At 72.4% G+C, this 16,898-nt stretch carries 14 protein-coding genes and 1 pseudogene; 5 read left to right on the top strand and 10 right to left on the bottom strand.

Features of this window, described 5'->3' with window-relative positions; all coding sequences use genetic code 11:
* Positions 1–7: 7 nt before the first annotated feature.
* The 5 genes from manD to ET445_RS08960 are packed head-to-tail and all read right to left on the bottom strand — an operon-like array spanning position 8 to position 5,492.
* On the bottom strand, positions 8–1,258 hold the full coding sequence (manD, locus tag ET445_RS08980) for a D-mannonate dehydratase ManD (RefSeq protein WP_129190714.1): 1,251 nt from the start codon (positions 1,256–1,258) through the stop codon (positions 8–10).
* Positions 1,255–2,583: a mannitol dehydrogenase family protein gene (locus tag ET445_RS08975; RefSeq protein ID WP_129190712.1), complete on the bottom strand. Its 1,329-nt coding sequence runs from the start codon at positions 2,581–2,583 to the stop codon at positions 1,255–1,257. The genes manD and ET445_RS08975 overlap by 4 nt, the downstream gene beginning before the upstream one ends.
* Positions 2,573–3,439: a sugar phosphate isomerase/epimerase family protein gene (locus tag ET445_RS08970; protein WP_129190710.1), complete on the bottom strand. Its 867-nt coding sequence runs from the start codon at positions 3,437–3,439 to the stop codon at positions 2,573–2,575. The genes ET445_RS08975 and ET445_RS08970 overlap by 11 nt, the downstream gene beginning before the upstream one ends.
* Positions 3,436–4,647, bottom strand: a complete 1,212-nt coding sequence (locus ET445_RS08965) for a Gfo/Idh/MocA family protein (RefSeq protein ID WP_129190708.1) — start codon at positions 4,645–4,647, stop codon at positions 3,436–3,438. Before ET445_RS08965 ends, ET445_RS08970 begins: the two co-directional genes overlap by 4 nt.
* On the bottom strand, positions 4,644–5,492 hold the full coding sequence (locus tag ET445_RS08960) for a sugar phosphate isomerase/epimerase family protein (protein WP_243695137.1): 849 nt from the start codon (positions 5,490–5,492) through the stop codon (positions 4,644–4,646). Before ET445_RS08960 ends, ET445_RS08965 begins: the two co-directional genes overlap by 4 nt.
* A gap of 124 nt (positions 5,493–5,616) precedes the next feature.
* Here ET445_RS08960 and ET445_RS08955 point away from each other — a divergent pair, with 124 nt between their 5' ends.
* Entirely contained in the window at positions 5,617–6,645 is a 1,029-nt protein-coding gene (locus tag ET445_RS08955; protein WP_129190704.1) for a LacI family DNA-binding transcriptional regulator, read from the top strand.
* The gene (uxaC, locus tag ET445_RS08950; protein WP_129190702.1) at positions 6,642–8,057 is read left to right on the top strand and encodes a glucuronate isomerase; all 1,416 of its coding nucleotides are present in this window, start codon (positions 6,642–6,644) and stop codon (positions 8,055–8,057) included. The genes ET445_RS08955 and uxaC overlap by 4 nt, the downstream gene beginning before the upstream one ends.
* Positions 8,058–8,086: 29 nt before the next feature.
* On the opposite strand, the gene ET445_RS08945 is transcribed toward uxaC, so the two are convergent.
* On the bottom strand, positions 8,087–9,430 hold the full coding sequence (locus ET445_RS08945; protein ID WP_129190700.1) for an MFS transporter: 1,344 nt from the start codon (positions 9,428–9,430) through the stop codon (positions 8,087–8,089).
* Positions 9,431–9,545: 115 nt separating this feature from the next.
* Here ET445_RS08945 and ET445_RS08940 point away from each other — a divergent pair, with 115 nt between their 5' ends.
* The 3 genes from ET445_RS08940 to ET445_RS08930 all read left to right on the top strand — a co-directional run bounded on the left by ET445_RS08940 (position 9,546) and on the right by ET445_RS08930 (position 12,836).
* Entirely contained in the window at positions 9,546–10,763 is a 1,218-nt protein-coding gene (locus ET445_RS08940; protein WP_129190698.1) for a mandelate racemase/muconate lactonizing enzyme family protein, read from the top strand.
* A gap of 154 nt (positions 10,764–10,917) precedes the next feature.
* On the top strand, positions 10,918–11,739 hold the full coding sequence (locus ET445_RS08935) for a sugar phosphate isomerase/epimerase family protein (RefSeq protein ID WP_165314350.1): 822 nt from the start codon (positions 10,918–10,920) through the stop codon (positions 11,737–11,739).
* The gene (locus ET445_RS08930; RefSeq protein WP_129190694.1) at positions 11,736–12,836 is read left to right on the top strand and encodes a Gfo/Idh/MocA family protein; all 1,101 of its coding nucleotides are present in this window, start codon (positions 11,736–11,738) and stop codon (positions 12,834–12,836) included. The genes ET445_RS08935 and ET445_RS08930 overlap by 4 nt, the downstream gene beginning before the upstream one ends.
* A gap of 216 nt (positions 12,837–13,052) precedes the next feature.
* Here ET445_RS08930 and ET445_RS08925 read toward each other — a convergent pair whose 3' ends face one another.
* The 4 genes and pseudogenes from ET445_RS08925 to ET445_RS08910 all read right to left on the bottom strand — a co-directional run bounded on the left by ET445_RS08925 (position 13,053) and on the right by ET445_RS08910 (position 16,874).
* A complete protein-coding gene (locus tag ET445_RS08925) occupies positions 13,053–14,477 on the bottom strand; it encodes a four-carbon acid sugar kinase family protein (protein WP_129190692.1) in 1,425 nt (474 codons plus the stop codon).
* Between the two features lie 12 nt (positions 14,478–14,489).
* The gene (locus tag ET445_RS08920; protein WP_129190690.1) at positions 14,490–15,164 is read right to left on the bottom strand and encodes an aspartate/glutamate racemase family protein; all 675 of its coding nucleotides are present in this window, start codon (positions 15,162–15,164) and stop codon (positions 14,490–14,492) included.
* A gap of 38 nt (positions 15,165–15,202) precedes the next feature.
* Positions 15,203–16,159 (bottom strand): SMP-30/gluconolactonase/LRE family protein, encoded by a 957-nt coding sequence (locus tag ET445_RS08915; protein ID WP_129190688.1) that lies wholly within the window; start codon positions 16,157–16,159, stop codon positions 15,203–15,205.
* A pseudogene (locus ET445_RS08910) lies at positions 16,156–16,874 on the bottom strand (HpcH/HpaI aldolase family protein). Before ET445_RS08910 ends, ET445_RS08915 begins: the two are co-directional and overlap by 4 nt.
* Positions 16,875–16,898 lie beyond the last annotated feature (24 nt).

Genomic DNA, 16,898 nt, shown 5'->3' with positions numbered 1-16,898 from the left:
TTCGGAATCACCAGTCGTGCATCGACCCGTCGAGCTGAAGCCGATTGACGGGCAAGTAGGCCGCCGCGTACGGGTGCGCGCCCGCGACGGCGTCATCATATTCGACCCCGAGGCCGGGGCCGTCGCCGGGTGCCAGGAGTCCGCCCTCGAACGTGTACGTCGGCCGGAACACCTCGTTCGTGGCATCCGAATGCTGCATGTACTCCTGGATCCCGAAGTTCGGGATCGCGATGCCGAGGTGCAGTGCCGCAGCGAGGCCCACCGGCGAGATGTCGGTGGGCCCGTGCACGCCGGACTTGATCTGGTACACCGACGCGTAGTCGAAGATACGGCGGAGGGCCGTGATGCCGCCCGCGTGCGTGACGGGGCTCCGCACGTAGTCGATGAGCTGCTCCTCGAAGAGCTCGCGGTAGTCCCAGATGGTGTTGAAGACCTCGCCGATCGCGAGCGGCGTCGTCGTGTGCTCGCGCACGCGGCGGAGCACGGCCGTGTTCTCGGCGGGCGTGACGTCTTCGAGCCAGAACAGGTCGTAGGGTTCGAGCGCCTTGCCGAGCTTCGCCGCCTGGATGGGCGTCAGCCGGTGGTGGGCGTCGTGGAGGAGCGGCAGCTCGGGCCCGAACTCGTTGCGGACGGCCTCGAACACGGTCGGCGCGTGGCGGAGGTAGGCGCGCGTGTCCCACGCCTCCTCGACGGGCTTCGCGCTCCGGCGAGCGGGCTCGTGGTCGTAGCGCGAGGTCGTGCCGCCGTCGCCGACCGCGGCGTTGCTCGACGACGCGACGCCGTAGACCGAGTCGAGGCCGGGGATGCCGGTCTGGATGCGGATCGCTTTGTAGCCGAGCTCGAGGTGCTCGCGGATGGAGTCGAACAGTTCGGGCAGCTCGGCGCCCGACGCGTGGCCGTAGGCGAGGCATCCGCGCCGGCTCTTCCCGCCGAGGAGTTGGTACAGCGGCAGCCCCGCGACCTTCGCCTTGATGTCCCACAGGGCCGTGTCGACGGCCGCGATGGACGCCATCGTCACGGGCCCGCGACGCCAGTACGCACCGCGGTAGAGGTACTGCCAGGTGTCCTCGATCGCGTGCGCGTCGCGCCCGATGAGGATCGGCACGAGGTGCTCGGCGAGGTAGGCGGCGACCGAGAGCTCGCGGCCGTTGAGCGTGGCGTCGCCGAGACCGACGTAGCCGTCGTCGGTCGTGATGCGGAGCGTCACGAAATTGCGTCCGGGGCTCGAGACGAGCACTTCCGCCTTCTCGATGATCACGGCGTTCCTCCTGGGGTGAGAGTCGGTTGGGAGAGGAGAGCGATGATGTCGGATGCTTCGGATGTCTCGGCCGCGAGCCGCCTCGACGGCTCGTCGGTCGGCCCGAAGCGCTCGACGTAGGCGGCCCAGTCGGCGAGCACACGGAGCTGCTCGACGCCATCGGGCAGTCCGGCGGCGCGGCGCCGCTCGAGGGGGTCGAGGATGCGCGGCGGCAGCTTGAAGGTGCCGTCGCGCCCGATCTGCTCGAGCGAGTGGCGGATGCGCGGGTTCGCGAAGCGGCGGCGGAGCGCGGCGACGGCGTCGTCGACCTCCCGCGCGGGCAGGTCGATGACGGCGCGCTGCTCGCCCCACAGCGCCTCGACGCGCGCGCGGAGCGCGGGGTCGGCGAACGCGGCGTCGACCGTCTCGAATCCGAGCGGGCGGCCCGCATAGGCGAGGAGCGAGTGCGCGGCGTTCAGGAGCCAGAGCTTGCGCTGCTCGTAGGGCTCGAGGTCGTCCACGAACCTGGCGCCCGCGAGCTCCCACGCGGGACGGCCGGCGGGGAATCGGCCCGCGAGGATCCACTCGCTGAACGGCTCGGCGACGACCGCCATGGGGTCGTCGGCGCCCGTGAGTGCGCGCACGGCGTCGCGGTCGGCGTCGGTCGTCGCGGGCGTGATGCGGTCGACGACGGTGTCGACGAAGGAGACATTCGCGGCGATCCAGGGTGCGAGGCCCTCGTCGCGCCCCGAGGAGTCGGCGGCGGATGTGTCGGGGCCCGCCTCGGCGGCAGCCGCGAGCACCGCGTCGCGGAGGAGCGCGCCGTTGCCGCGCAGGTTGTCGCACGCGACGATCGCGATCGGCCCGGCGCCCGCCGCGCGACGGGCGGCGAGTCCGCTCGCGATGCGCGCGGGCGCGTCGCCCCGGTATCCGCCCTCGGTGATCGTCGTCGTGAGTACCCCGACCGCGGGGTCGGCGAGCACGGCGTGCCAGTGCGAGGCATCCGCCCCGTCGTAGGCCGCGACGATCGACTCGACGACCTCGGCGCGATCGCCGTCGGCGTCGCGTTCGACGAGCGTGTAGACGCCGTCCTGCGCCGCGAGCGCCGCCGCCGCGTCGGGGCGGCGCCCCGTGAACGCGGCGATCCCCCAGCCCGCGGCACTTCCGACCGACGCGGCGCCCGATCCCCCGTCGCTGCCGCCGGCCTCGCCGTTGAGGCCGGCGGCAGCGAGGTTCGCACGATGCGTGTACCAGGCCTGGTGGGCGCGGTGGAAGGCGCCGAGGCCGAGATGCGCGAGGCGGACGGGCGGATGCGTCGTCCGCTCGTGCCCCGTCTCAGGCGGCACGGCGGCCCCGCACGAGGTTCTGCACCTCGCGCAGGTAGGCGAGGTTGTCGCGCGTGCGCGCTACGAGCGGGAGCTCGGTCGAGAAGTCCTCGATCGCGACCCAGCCGTCGTACCCGTGCTCGGCGAGCGCCTCGAAGTATCCCAGCACGTCGCCCTGGCCCGTGCGCAGCGGCGCCCAGTCCTCGCGCCACACGACCCCGCCGTCGGCGCGACGCTCGTCGGTCGGCCACCAGCCCGCGTTCTTGACATGCACGTGCGCGAGGTACTCGCCGAGGATCTGGAAGCCCGACAGGGCGTCCTCCTGGCCTTCGATGACGAGGTTGCCGAGGTCGTGGATGACGCCGACGTGGTTCGGGTCGAGCCCGTCGACGAGCCGGATCGCGGCCGACGCCGACGACGTGATCGTGCGGTGGTGGAGCTCGACGAGCGCCTTCACGCCGTGGTGCTTCGCGCGCTCGGCGGCCCACTCGAGGTCGTCGCGGGTCTGCGCGAAGAGCTCGCGGTACTCCCCCGAGCCCGTCGCGGGCATCGTCACGCGCACCTGGCGCGCGCCGAGGGCGGCGGTCGCCGCGAGCATCCGCTCGACGCCGTCGTGGTCGTAGGCCTTCGCGTAGCCGCCGACGCCGCTGAACTCGAGTCCGGCGTCGAGCGTCAACCGCTTGATCTTCTCGACGGATGCCTCGAGGCCCGTCATCGGCACGGTCGCGAGGTTGCCCGCCCAGAACCCGGGCGGTGTCGCGGGCTCCTGATCGGTCACGCGCCACTCGATGCCGTCCCAGCCCTGGTCGGCGAGGTGGCGCACCGCCTCGGCGGGGGTCCAGTCGGGGGTGGATGCGGTGAAGACCGAGAATTTCACGCTGCGGCTCCTGTGTTCTCGTGGCGGATCTGGTGGTGCTCGCCCGGGTCGAGGGCGATGGGCGTCTCGTCGAAGGCCCCCGCGAGCACCTCGTCGACCCGAATGGGCCGGCCGAGCCGCGCCGAAAGGTAGACGGAGCGCACGACGGCGAGGGCCGTGACGGCGTCGGCGACGCGCACGCCGGGCGCGGCGCCGTCGCGGATGCTCGAGACGATGTCGACGTACTGGCGGGCGTGCCCGATGACGAAGGCGTCGGCGGGCTTCGGCGTGCCGACGAGGTCGCCCGGGCCGAGGATCTCGGCGGCCTGGTTCTGCGAGGCGTTGCCGTCCGCGACATCCGTCTCGACCCACGCATGCAGGTACTCGAGCTGGTCGTCCTGGATGATCGCCGAGCCGAGCGACCCGAGCACCGAGAGCCGCACGCCCGTGCCGGGGTAGGCGGCCGTCGTCGCGTGCAGCACGGCGAGCGCGCCCGACTCGAAGCGCACGGTCGCGACGGCGACGTCTTCGACCTCGATGCGCTCGTGCGCGAGGCGCGCGGTCTGCGCCGACACCTCGACGGGCCGGCCGAGGAACCAGAGCAGCAGGTCGACGGTGTGCACGCCCTGGTTCATGAGGGCGCCGCCGCCGTCGAGCTCCCACGTGCCGCGCCACTGGCCCGAGTCGTAGTACGCCTGGCTGCGCCACCAGGCCACGGATGCCACGGCGCTCGTGATGCGTCCAAGCCCGCCGCTGCGCACGGCCTGCGCGACGGCGACCGACGCGGGGTCGAAGCGGTGCTGGCTGATGACCGAGACGAGCGTGCCGCTCCGCTCGGCCCCGTCGGCGAGCTCTTGGATGCGGCGGGCCCGGGCGAGGTCGACGTCGAGCGGCTTCTCGATGACGACGTGCGCGCCCGCGTCGAGGGAGGCCGCGGCCTGTTCGACGTGCATGCCGCTCGGCGTGCAGATGACGACGACGTCTGGGCGCGAGCGTGCGAGCGCGTCGTCGAGGTCGGCGAACACTGCGGGGCGCGGAGCGCCGAGCTCCTCGACGACGACGCCCGCGAGCCGTTCGGCCGCGTCGACGAAGGGGTCGACGAGGACGGCGACGTCGATGCCGTCGACGCGGGCGATGGCGCGTGCATGGTTGAGTCCGATGATGCCGCAGCCGACGATGGCGGCGCGCAGTGCAGTGGGCTGTGCCGTGGTGGGCTTCGCAGTGGTCATGCCAGTCCGACCCCGATCCTCTCCGTGAGTGCGCGGAACGCGCGTGCGGCCCGGCCGAAGCCGGCGGGGCCCGAGTAGCCGATCGAATGCCCCGCGACGACGAGGTGCGGTTCGAGGGAGGCGAAGCCCTCGTAGCCGTCGTCGCGCAGGGCGGTGAGCGTTTCGAGCAGTTCGCCGTCGCCCTCGCCCGCGGGCACGACCTCGCCCGAGCCCATGCGGGCGTCCTTCACCTGCAGGTACGCGAGGTGCGGGCGGAGGAGCGCATAGCCGTCGGTGAACGGCCGCACGCCGACCTGCACGAAGTTGGCGTTGTCCCACGCGACGCGGAGCCGGGCGGAGCCGACCGACTCGACGAGGTCGAGCACGCGCTCGGGGACGTCGCCGTAGATCTCCTTCTCGTTCTCGTGCACGAGGGTGACGCCCTCGCGCTCGGCGAGGCGCGCGAGCGCGGCCATGCGCTCGAGCACGTCGTCGCGCACGTCGTCGGGCGTCCGGTCGGGCGCGCGGTAGAAGGAGAAGATCCTGATGAAGGATGCCTCGAGCGCGTGCGCCGCCCGGATGGCCCGGCCGAGGCGTTCGAGCTCGTGCTCGACGGGCAGCGCGACCTCGGCCTTGCCGACGGGCGAGGCGATCGCCGAGACCTGCATGCCGCGGTCGCGGACGAGGGCGGCGAGGGTGTCGAGGCGCTCGCCGTCGAGATCGACGATGTTGTCGCCCCACGCGCTCCGGACTTCGATCGCACGTGCGCCGACGGCTTCGAGCACCGCGAGCTGGATGACCGGGTCGGCGTCGATCTCGTCGCCGAAGCCCGAAAGCCGCCACGTCGTCGTCGGCCGATCGCTCACCTGGTGCTCTCCATCGAGTTGGTCTGACGGCGCTGGACGGCGCCGGGTGAACGCGACACTATGACGAAGGCAACACGGCTGCAACCGTTTGCCATTTCTTGCCATCCTGTGCTTCACTCGCCGCATGACCCAGCCGACGGGGGCGGGGACGGACCGCCCGGCGACCCTCGCAGACATCGCCGCAGCCACGGGAGTGGCCGTGTCGACCGTGTCGCGCGCACTCAGCAATCCGAGCCGTGTGAACCGTGAGACGCGAGAGCGCATCGAACGCGTCGCGGCCGACCTCGACTACGTCGCGAACGGTCACGCGCGCGCCCTCACGTCGGGCCGCACGGGCGCGATCGCCGTCCTCATCGCCGACGTCACGAACCCCTTCTACTTCGGCGTGCTGCGGGGCGCGCAGCAGCAGTCCCGCGCGGCCGGGTACACGCAGATCCTCGTCGACACCGACGAGAGCGGCGAGCTCGAGGACCAGGTGCTGAAGCGCCTGCGTCGCAGCTACGACGGCGCGTTGCTCGCGGCATCCCGACTCTCCGACCGCCGCCTCGCGGCGCTCGCGCAGGAGATCCCGCTCGTCGCCCTCAATCGCCAGACCGCGGGCGTGCCGAGCGTCTTCATCGACAGCCCGAGCGGCGTCGAGCAGGCCCTCGAGCACCTCGTCTCACTCGGGCACCGGCGCATCGCCTATGCGTCAGGCCCGCGCACGTCGTTCTCGAACGCGGGCCGGTGGCGCGCGATGCGCCGCGCGGGCGCGCGCCTCGGCGTCGAGCCGATCCTCGTGGGCCCGTTCTCGTCGCGGCAGAGCGCGGGAGCCGCGGCGGCCGAAGCGGTGCTCAACGCGGATGTCACGGCCTGCATCGCGTTCAACGACCTTCTCGCGATCGGCATGCTCACGCGGCTGCGCGAGCGTGGGGTGGATGTCCCGGGCGACCTGTCGATCGTCGGCTGCGACGACATCTTCGGCGCCGACTTCTGCAACCCGCCGCTCACGACCCTCACGGCCCCCGTCGAGCAAGCCGGCCGCACGGCGGTCGCGATGCTCCTCGCGCGGCTCGAGGAGTCGCGGCTCCCCGTCGCGAACTCGACCCTTCCCACCCACTTGACTGTGCGGGCCTCGACCGGCCCCGTGCCCGATCACCGGAGCGACCGATGAGCGCGCTGCGCCCCCACCCCGACCGCCTGCTGCCTGCCGACCCGGCGGTGCGCGCCGTCGCGCGCCGCCTGTACGACGAGGTCGCGGATGCGCCGATCCTCTCGCCGCACGGACACGTCGACGCCGGCATGCTCCTGCGCGACGACTCGTTCCCCGACCCCGCGACGCTCTTCGTGACGCCCGACCACTACGTGACCCGGCTCCTGCACGCGAACGGCGTGCCGCTCGAGCGGCTCGGCGTCCGGCAGAAGCGTGAAAGCGCCTCGCCCGACTCCCGCGACGCGTGGCGCGCGTTCTGCGAGCACTGGGACGACTTCCTCGCCACACCCGTGCGGTTCTGGATCGAGTCCGAGCTGCACGACGTCTTCGGCGTCGACGTGCAGCCCTCGGCGGCGACGGCCGACGAGCTGTTCGACCAGCTGTCGGAACGGCTCGCGCAGCCCGAGTTCCGGCCGCGGGCGCTCTTCGAGCGGTTCCGCATCGAGGTGCTCGCGACGACCGACGACCCCGCCGACGACCTCGCCGCCCACCGCGCGCTCGCGGCCGATCCGACGTTCACGGGCCGGGTCATCCCGACCTTCCGCCCTGACCGCTACCTCGACCCGACCGCACCGGGATGGGCCGCCGACCTCGACCGGCTCGCCGCCGCGTCGGGCGTCGACTGCGGCACGCACGCGGGGTTCCTCGACGCGCTCCGCGCGCGGCGCGCGGCGTTCGCCTCCGCGGGGGCGACCTCGACCGACACGGGCGCGCCGGACGCGCACTGCGAGCCGCTGTCCGACGCCGACGCCGAGCGCATCCACCGCGCCGGGCTTGCGGGCACGGCGACGCCCGAGCAGGGCGTCGCGTACCGGCGCAGCATGCTCTTCCGCCTCGCCGAGATGAGCGCCGACGACGGGCTCGTCATGCAGTTGCACGCGGGCGTCATCCGCAACCACCACCGTCCGACGTTCGACGCCTTCGGGCCCGACACCGGCCACGACCTGCCCGCCCCCGGCGGGTTCACGCGGGCGCTCACGCCGATCCTCGAGCGCTTCGGGACATCCGAGACGTTTCGCATCGTGCTCTTCACGCTCGACGAGACCCTCTTCAGCCGCGACATCGGCCCCCTCGCGGGGTTCTACCCGAGCGTCTACGCGGGCGCCCCGTGGTGGTTCCTCGACACGCCCGCCGCGATCGCGCGCTACCGCGCGGCCGTGACCGACAGCGCGGGCGTCGCGAAGACGAGCGGCTTCATCGACGACACGCGCGCGTTCTGCTCGATCCCGGCGCGGCACGACATGTCGAGACGGGCGGATGCCGCGTGGCTCGCCGGGCTCGTGACGACCCACCAGCTCGGCGAAGACGAGGCCGCGGGCATCGCGCGACGGCTCGTCGACGACATCCCGCGGGCGACGTTCCGACTCGGATAGCGGCGCCCGCCTGCTCCGCCGGCGCCCCGCTACGCCGCCGGCCGCTCCCGGCGCGGCTCGATGCGCACGGGCCGCCACGGCCGGCGCAGGTCGAACGCGAGCCGCAGCTCGCGCGCCCGCGCGAGCCCGATGCCGATGACGAGCGCGGCGAGCGCGGGGACGGCGCCCGCGACGACGAAGCCGGCCTGCGGGCCGAACTGCTCGGCGACGAATCCGATGATGACGCCGCCGAGCGCCTGCCCGCCGAGCAGCACCATGAAGTAGAACGACATGATGCGCCCGCGGATGACGAGGTTCGTCGAGAGCTGGGTCATCGACTCGGCGCCCGTCGCGAACAGCAGGCGCGCGAGGCCCAGCCCGACGAGCGCCGACAGGAACGCGAAGTACCAGGGCGCGAGCCCCGCGAACGCCGTGACGAGCCCGTACGCGCACGCCGCCGCGACGATGCTCCGCAGCCGGAGGGTCCGACGCCTCGCCGAGGTGAGGGCGCCGAGGAAGGCACCGAGCGCGGCGAGCGAGCTGTAGAGGCCGTATCCCGCGGCCCCTGTGCCGTACCGGTCGTCGGCGGCCGCCGCGAGCAGCACGGGGAGGTTCATCCCGAACACCGAGACGAACGCGAGGAGCACGATGGGCCAGCGGATCGTCGGTTTGGATGCCGCGTACCGGATCGCCTCGCGGATCTGCCCCCGTGCGCGCACCGCCTGGGGCGCCGGGCGCAGCTCGCGCTTGCGCATCGACAGCAGCGCGACGACGGCGACGAGCGACGTGCCGGCGTTGACGGCGATCGACCAGCCCGACCCGATGACGACGATCATCGCGCCGCTCACGGCGGGCCCGGCGAGTCCGCCGAGGTGGAAGACGCCCGCGTTGAGGCTGATCGCGTTACGGAGGCGCGCGGGGCCGACCATCTCGCTCATGAACGCCGCACGCGCGGGCGCGTCGATCGCGGTCGACGTTCCGAGCACGGCCGCCGCGACCATGACCTGCCACGTCTGCACGACGCCCGTGAGCACGAACGTCGCGAGCACGGCGTTCACGACGACGCCGACGGTCTGGGTGCCGATGAGGAGGCGCCGCCTCGAGAACCGGTCGGAGACGACGCCCGCCCACGCACCGAGGATCAGGGTCGGTGCGAACTGGAGGCTCACGGTGAGGCCGACGAGGCCGACGTCGCCCGTGAGTTCGAGCACGAGCCAGTCGATCGCGACGCGCTGCATCCAGCCGCCCGTGTTCGCGAAGATCTGGGCGAGGAAGTAGAGCCGGTAGTTGAAGACCGCGAGGGCGGAGAAGGTGTCGCGGAAGCCCTGTCGTTCGCCGATCACGGGAATGGGCTCGGTCGCTCCCGGGTCGAGCCGGTCGCCGGGCGCCGTCATCGTCGCTCCTTCAAATGTGTTGAATTTCACACTAGTGTGACAATCATCACAGATTCAACGTCGTCGGCCGAGTAGAGCCGACGGCGGACGCCATGTCGACGGTCGAGGAGGACCGATGCGCATCACCGGCTACGAAGTGTTCCCGTTCGCGAACCCCACACCCGAGATCGGCGGCCCGGTCTGGCTCTTCGTCCGACTCGACACCGACGAGGGCGTCTCGGGGTACGGCGAGGTCTTCGGGTCCTCCCTCTACTCGCCGCCCCTCACCCTCGCGGCGGTCATCTCCGACTTCATCCGCGAGTTCGCCGTCGGCGGGAACCCCTTCGAGACCGAGCGATTCATCCACCGGGTCTACAACAGCCACTACACGCGAAGCGGCGACCTCGGGAAGTTCGCGATCGCGAGCGCCGTCGAGATCGCCATGTGGGACATCCAGGGCAAAGCGCTCGACCGCCCCGTCCACGAGCTCCTCGGCGGCCGCATGCGCGACGCCGTGCGCATGTACAGCTACATCTCAGCCACCCCCGGACTCTCCTCCGACGCGTTCTGGGCCGACGACGACGCCATCCGCGCGCGCTGCGCCGACCTCGTCGCGACGGGCTTCACGGCGCTCAAGCTCGACCCCTTCCCCCTCCTCACGAGCGACGATGACCTCGCCGGCCAGGTCGTGCCCGTGCAGCCCACCGAGCGACAGCTCGACGAGGCCGAACGCATCATCGCCGCCGTCCACGACGGCCTCGCGGGCAAGGCGTCGCTCATCGTCGGCACCCACGGCCAGTTCACCGCCTCGGGTGCCGTGCGCGTCGCCCGCCGCATCGAACGGTTCGACCCGCTGTGGTTCGAGGAGCCCGTGCCCCCGGAGCTCCCCTTCGAGATGGCCGAGGTCGCCAAGCACACGGGCGTCCCGATCGCCGCGGGCGAGCGCCTCGCCGGCAAGGCCGGGTTCGCGACCCTCGCGCGCCTGCAGGCCGCGAACATATTCAACCTCGACGTCACCCAGGTGGGCGGCCTCCTCGAGTCGAAGAAGGTCGCGGCGCTCGCCGAGGCGAACGGCATCCAGGTGACGCCCCACGTCTTCGGCGGTCCGCTCGTCGCCGCAGCGTCGCTGCAACTCGCGCTGACCCTCCCGAACCTCCTCATCATGGAGGGCAACGGCGTCTACGACGGCACCTACGCCGACCTGCTCGTCGACCCGATCGACTGGCGCGACGGAATGCTCCACCCCTCGGAGCGCCCCGGGATGGGACATGATCTCAACGAGGAGTACGCGCGGGCGCATCCCGTGACGACCGAGGCGTTCCAGTACCGGCGTCCGGCGACGTCGTACCTGTGAGCCACGAGATCTGTGACCCACGAGACATCCGAAGTGAGTAATTCCGCACAAATGATTGTGCTGAAGATCACATTTGAATAGGCTCGATCCCAGCGCGAGGTCGCGCGACGCCGCAGCGACCTCGGACGAAACCCTCGATGGCGAAAGGTTCCCCGTGGTCCACCACTCCGTCTCACTCCAGCTCTACAGCGTGCGCGACGCACTCGAGGCCGACCCCGTCGGCACGATCGACCGGGTCGCCGCGCTCGGTTTCACCGCCGTCGAATCGGGCTTCAAGGCGCTCACCGCGCACCCCGAACTCGTCGACGCGATCCACCGCAACGACCTCGCGACGCCCACCATGACGTCGCCCCTCTTCCGCGTCGCCGACCGCGAGGCCGTCTGGGCGCTCGCGAAGCGCCTCGGGGCGCACACCGTCGTCGAGACGTTCATCCCCGAAGAGCACTGGACGAGCGTCGAAGACGTCGACGCGATCGCCGCCGAGCTCAACGCGTCGGCCGCAGAAGCCGCCGCGCACGGCCTGCGCGTCGGCTACCACAACCACTGGTGGGAGCTCGAGACGCGCTTCGACGGCGTGCAGGCGATGGAGCTCCTCATCGACCGTCTCGTGCCCGAGGTGATCCTCGAGATCGACGCCTACTGGGTCGCCGTCGGCGGCGAGGACGCCGTCGCGTTCGTCGGCCGCCACGCCGACCGCATCCGCTACCTGCACCTGAAAGACGGCCCCATCGACCGCGAGAACACCCACCAGCGTCCCGCGGGCACCGGTTCGATGCCGATCCGCGAGCTCATCGCCGCCGCGACCTCGCTCGAGGGCGTCGTCGTCGAGTTCGACGCCTACGACGGCGACGTGTTCGCCGCGTCGGAACAGAGCCGCCTCTATCTCACGGGCATCGTGGGCGGCAGCGTCGAGACCGGCAGCGTCGAGACCGGCGCCGTCGAGACCGGCACCGTCGAGACCGGGGCGAACGCGTGAGCGGGCCACTCGGCATCGGCGTCATCGGCGCCGGCACGATCAGCAACCAGTACCTCCGCAACATGACGGCGTTCCCCGACCTGAACGTCGTGATCGTGGGCGACCTCTTCGAAGACAAGGCGGCCGAGCAGGCGGCCGCCTACGGCGTCGCCGAGTCGGGGTCTCCCGAGGCCGTCCTGAACCACCCGGGCGTCGACCTCGTCGTGAACCTCACGATCCCGCAGGCGCACGCCGAGGTGTCGTCGGCCGCGCTCGCGGCGGGCAAGCACGTGTTCAGCGAGAAGCCGTTCGCGACCTCGCGCGAAGAGGGCCTCGCGCTCCTCGCGCAGGCCGACGCCGCGGGCCTCCGCGTCGGCGGCGCGCCCGACACCTTCCTCGGGGCGGGCCTGCAGACCGCGCGGCGCATCATCGAGCGCGGCGACATCGGCACGCCCCTCACGGGCCTCACCCTCTTCGAGGTGCCGGGCCCCGTCGACGACCACCGCAACCTCGAGGTGCTGCTCTCGCGCGGCGCCGGGCCGCTCTGGGACATGGGCCCGTACTACCTCACGGCGCTCAGCCAGGTGTTCGGCTCGTTCTCGTCGGTCGTCGCGTCGGCGCGAACGGCGCGGCCGCAGCGCACGCTCCTCGTCGGGCCCAAGGCCGGTCAGGTGCACGACGTGCAGGTGCCGACGCACGTGAGCGTCCTCGCCGACTTCGCGGGCGGTGGCGAGTCGGTGACGACCCTCAGCTGGGACTCCCCGCATCGCCGCGTCGGCCACGTCGAGATCGTCGGCACGGAGGCGACGCTCTCGATCCCCGACCCCAACGAGTTCGACGGCACGCTGCGCATCAAGCGCAAGGGCAACGAGCAGTGGACGGATGTCCCCGCCACTGGCGCCGTCGGCGGGCGCGGCCTCGGCCCGCTCGACATCGCGCGCTCGATCGCGGCGGGCGTCCCGCACCGCGCGTCGGGCCTGCTCGCGTACCACGTGCTCGACACGATGGCGTCGGTCACCGAGTCGATCGAGCGGCACGAATGGGTGGATGTCGCAAGCGAAGTGCCTGCGACGCCGCCCATCCCCGAGGACTGGGACCCGTACGCCGCGACGCTGTAACGCGACACGACCCTCGCGAGGGCGGGTGCGGACTCGGGTCCGCACCCGCCCTCGACGTGTCGGCGCCGCCGCACGTCCCCCGGTCGACGCAACTCAGGACGAATCGGCCGACATGCCGCGGGTGCGCCTCCGACACGCCGGAGAACACCGGGGGTCTTCCTGAATTGCGGAGGGAGTGGGGCGCGGGAGACCGGGCGCGCGGATGCCTCGGGGTTCCTAGTCGCCCGCGAGCCGCTCCACGGCGTCGGCGAGCGCGTCGTCGTCTCCGACGTTGCCGGCGAAGACGACGTAGGGCAGGCCGGACGCCTCGGGCCCGCGCTCGGCCCACACCGACACCATTCCGGGGAAGAGCTGCCCGAGCACCTCGGCGCGCGTGATCCCGAGGGCATCGGTCGCAATGTCGCTCGACGTGATGCCGCCCTTCGCGATGACCCATCCGGGGCGGCGCGCGGCCGAGGCATCCCGCACGACCCGCACGAGCGCCTCCGAGACGGCTGCCGCGAACGCGAGGCTCGCGGCGGGGTCGGCGCCGTCGCGGCGCGCGCGGCTCGTCGAGACGACGGCGTCGCCGCGTCCGAGGGCTGCGACGAGCTCGTCGGTCGCGCGGCGGATCTCGGCTTCGGCGGTCTCGCGGGCGATCGCGAGCTCCAGGACGTCGAGCTCGACCTGTCCCAGGCCGGGCCGTCGTTCGCGGAGGCGCGCGAGCTGGCGCGTCGTCAGCTCGACGTGCGAGCCGACGACGACGAGTCCCGCGCGGCCGGGCGACGCACCGAGCTCGGCGGGGGCGAGCGGGTCGCGCGGCTCGAGCCCGAGGAGGGCCGCGACGAACGACGGTCCGCTCCGGACGAGCACCCGGCGCCCCTCCGCCTGCGTGAGGAGGATCCCCTCGGCGGCCGTGTCGAGGTCGGCGCGCGTGAGCGCGTTGAGCACGATCGTGCCGCCGCCCGCGACGCCCAGCACGAGGTCGCGCACGCGTGCGGCGCCGTCGTCGGCGCGGAGCGCCACGAGCGGGATCGCGGCGACGTCGGCCGCGCGCACCGCGCCGCCCGTGCGCTCCTCGACCCAGTCGCGCAGGTTCGACGATCGGAACCCGAACGTCGCGTCGCGCGCGTAGTCGGTCTCGCCGACGGGCGTCTCCCCGTCGCCACGGCGCACGAGGTGCACGTCGTCGCGCGTCACACGGCCCGCCTCGAGGTAGGCGGGCGCGATGACGACGGCGTCGTACGGATGCCCCGCGGCGCGCGCGATCCCGTCGAGCACGTCGGCTTCGAGCGGGTGGTGGCCGCGCAGCGTCGAGTCGCCGCGGAGCAGCAGGTCGGTCGCGACCCCGACTCTGGCGGCCGATGCCTCGACGGCGGCGGCGATCTCGCGCACGCGCGCGGCCGCGGCATCCGGCTGCAGCGACCTCGTGTTCGTGAGCACGAAGACCGCGCCCGCCGACTGCGCGAGCGCCCAGTCGAGCTCGGGCCCGTGCCAGGTCGTCACGATCGGGACGCCGTGCACCGACTGGCTGCCCGTCGGGTCGTCGTCGAACACGACGAGCACGCGCCCTCGAGCCGCGCGGAGCGCGCGGACGCGGGCGGCGGTCGACGTCGTCGCGGTCTCGTCGAGCGCTGTCTCGTCGAGCGCGGTCTCCGTCACGGCCACGCCTCGTCAACCGGCGAGTTCGTGCACGCGCTCGGCGAGCTGTCCGACGCCGAGGCGCGGGCTCACGAGCACGGGCACGCCCGTCTCCTGCTCGATGCGCTCGGCGAGCCGCGACATCGACGCCTGGGCGAGCACGAGGAGCTCGACGTCGGCGGCGAGCGCCTTCGCCTCGGCGACGACGAGCTCGTCGTGACGTGCCCGGTCGCCCGCCACGAGGATGTCGAACGCGCCTTCGGCGAGTCGCGGCGTCGTCGTCACCTCGCGGCCCTGGAGGCCAGCGTGCTTCACGATGAGGTCGGACGTCGGCCCGAGGGTCGTCGGCACGGTCGCGAGCACGCCGATGCGCTCGGCGCGCGAGGCGGCCTCGTGCGCCATGGCGTCGTCGACCTTCACGACGGGCACGTTGACGCGCCGCGCGGCGACGTCGAGCGCAGGTCCGAGCGACGAGCACGCCGAGAAGATGAGGTCGGCTCCAGCCGCCTCCGCGGCTTCGGCGAGGTGCACCATGCGCTCGGTGCTCTCGTCGGAGATGCCGTTGTCGTGGATGACGGTCGCGAGCACGTCGGAGTCGACGAAGTGCACGATCTCGGCGTCGGGGACGAGTTCGTCCATGAGCTCGTCGAACAGGGGGTCGGTCTTCACGAAGACGAAGCTCGTGTGGAGGACGGCGATCTTGGTCATGGGGTTCCTTTCGGGATGGCTGGTGCCGCGTCGCGCGTTCAGCGCGCGCCGCGCGTGTTGACGTAGAGGGAGTAGACCGACGTCGTCGCGGTCATGAAGAGGCGGTTGCGGCTGCGTCCGCCGAAGGCCACATTCGCGCACCGCTCGGGCAGGTCGATCGCGCCGATGAGGGTCGCGTCGGGCGCGTACACGCGAACGCCGTCGAGGCCCTCGCCGCCGCTCCACCCGCACCAGAGGTTGCCGTCCTCGTCGACCCGGAGTCCGTCGGGCACGCCTTCGACGGCGTCGATGAAGACGCGCTGGTTCGAGAGCGTGCCGGCCGAGACATCCGCATCGAACGAGAGGATGCGCCGCCGCGGCTGCGAGCGCGACTCGACGACGTAGAGTGTGCGCTCGTCGGGCGAGAAGGCGAGGCCGTTGGGGTAGGCGAGGTCGGGCGCGGGAGTCGTGAGCGTGCCGTCGGGCGCGACGCGGTAGAGGTGCGTGGGCAGCTCAGGTTCGGCGCGGAAGCCCTCGTAGTCGCCGAGGATGCCGAAGCACGGGTCGCTGAACCACACGGCGCCGTCGCTCGACGCGACGACGTCGTTGGGCGAGTTGAGCCGCTTGCCCTCGAACGCATCGGCGAGCACGGTGCGCGTGCCGTCGTACTCGGTGCGCGTCACGCGGCGCGTGCCGTGCTCGCACGTCACGAGCCGGCCCTGCGAGTCGCGCGTGTTGCCGTTCGAGTAGTCCGACGGCGAGCGGAACACGCTCGTCTCCCCCGTCGCCTCGTCCCACCGGAGCATCCGGTTGTTGGGGATGTCGCTCCAGAACAGGCTCCGCTGGTCACCGAACCACACGGGGCCCTCGGCCCAGCGGAAGCCCGTCGCGATGCGCTCGACCTTCGCGGTGCCGACGACGTAACGGCGGAAGCGTTCGTCGACGACGCGCACGGCGGGGTCGGGCGTGCGGAGCACGGGTCGCCAGTCGTTGCTCATGAACCGGTCGTCAGTCATGAGGCGGTCCCTTCTCGAAGCGCGACGCCGAGCCGTTCGAGCAGCGTGTCGACGCCGAGCTGCACGATCGACGTGTCGCTTGCGACGCCGATGAACGCGATGTCGTGCTGCGCGGCGCGCTCGCGCGCCTCGTCGAGGCGGAGCGTCAGGTAGCCCGCGGGCACGCCGAGCTCGGCGAGGCGGGCGAACGCGCCGTCGACGGCGGCCTGGACGTCGGGATGTCCCGCGTCGCCCAGGTGCCCCATCGACGCCGCGAGGTCGCTCGGCCCGATGAAGACGGCGTCGACGCCCGGCACGGCGGCGATCGCGTCGAGGTTGCGGAGCCCCTCCTCGGTCTCGAGCTGCACGATGACGCACAGCTCGTCGGCCGCCGAGAGCGCGTACCCCTTCGTGCGCCCGTAGCCCGCGGCGCGCGTGATGCCCGACACCCCGCGGATGCCCTCAGGGGATAGCGGGTGGATGCCACGGCGAGCGCCGCCGCCTCGGCCGTGCCGATCGACGGGAAGAGGAGCGTACGGACGCCGACGTCGAGGAGGCGTTTGACGAGGATCGGGTCGTTCCATGCGGGGCGCACGATCGCCTCGGTGCGAGCGGCGTCGAGGACGCGCAGCCGGTCGACGACGCCGAGGACGTCGGTCGGGGCGTGCTCGGTGTCGACGACCATCCAGTCGAAGCCGCGCGCGGCGAGGAGTTCGACGAGCGACGCGTCGGCCATCGTCGCGAACAGGCCGATCTGCCG

This window comes from Agromyces protaetiae (assembly GCF_004135405.1).
Classification (GTDB): Bacteria; Actinomycetota; Actinomycetes; order Actinomycetales; family Microbacteriaceae; genus Agromyces; species Agromyces protaetiae.
This window is presented reverse-complemented; position numbering and strand designations above follow the sequence as displayed.

What these genes read in the sequence shown, in the direction of transcription:
- ET445_RS08955 (WP_129190704.1), top strand. Translation starts at nt 5,617, where the DNA reads ATGACCCAGCCGACGGGGGCGGGGACGGACCGCCCGGCGACCCTCGCA.
- ET445_RS08915 (WP_129190688.1), bottom strand. Translation starts at nt 16,159, where the DNA reads ATGACTGACGACCGGTTCATGAGCAACGACTGGCGACCCGTGCTCCGC.
- ET445_RS08965 (WP_129190708.1), bottom strand. Translation starts at nt 4,647, where the DNA reads ATGACCACTGCGAAGCCCACCACGGCACAGCCCACTGCACTGCGCGCC.
- ET445_RS08920 (WP_129190690.1), bottom strand. Translation starts at nt 15,164, where the DNA reads ATGACCAAGATCGCCGTCCTCCACACGAGCTTCGTCTTCGTGAAGACC.
- uxaC (WP_129190702.1), top strand. Translation starts at nt 6,642, where the DNA reads ATGAGCGCGCTGCGCCCCCACCCCGACCGCCTGCTGCCTGCCGACCCG.
- ET445_RS08940 (WP_129190698.1), top strand. Translation starts at nt 9,546, where the DNA reads ATGCGCATCACCGGCTACGAAGTGTTCCCGTTCGCGAACCCCACACCC.
- ET445_RS08945 (WP_129190700.1), bottom strand. Translation starts at nt 9,430, where the DNA reads ATGACGGCGCCCGGCGACCGGCTCGACCCGGGAGCGACCGAGCCCATT.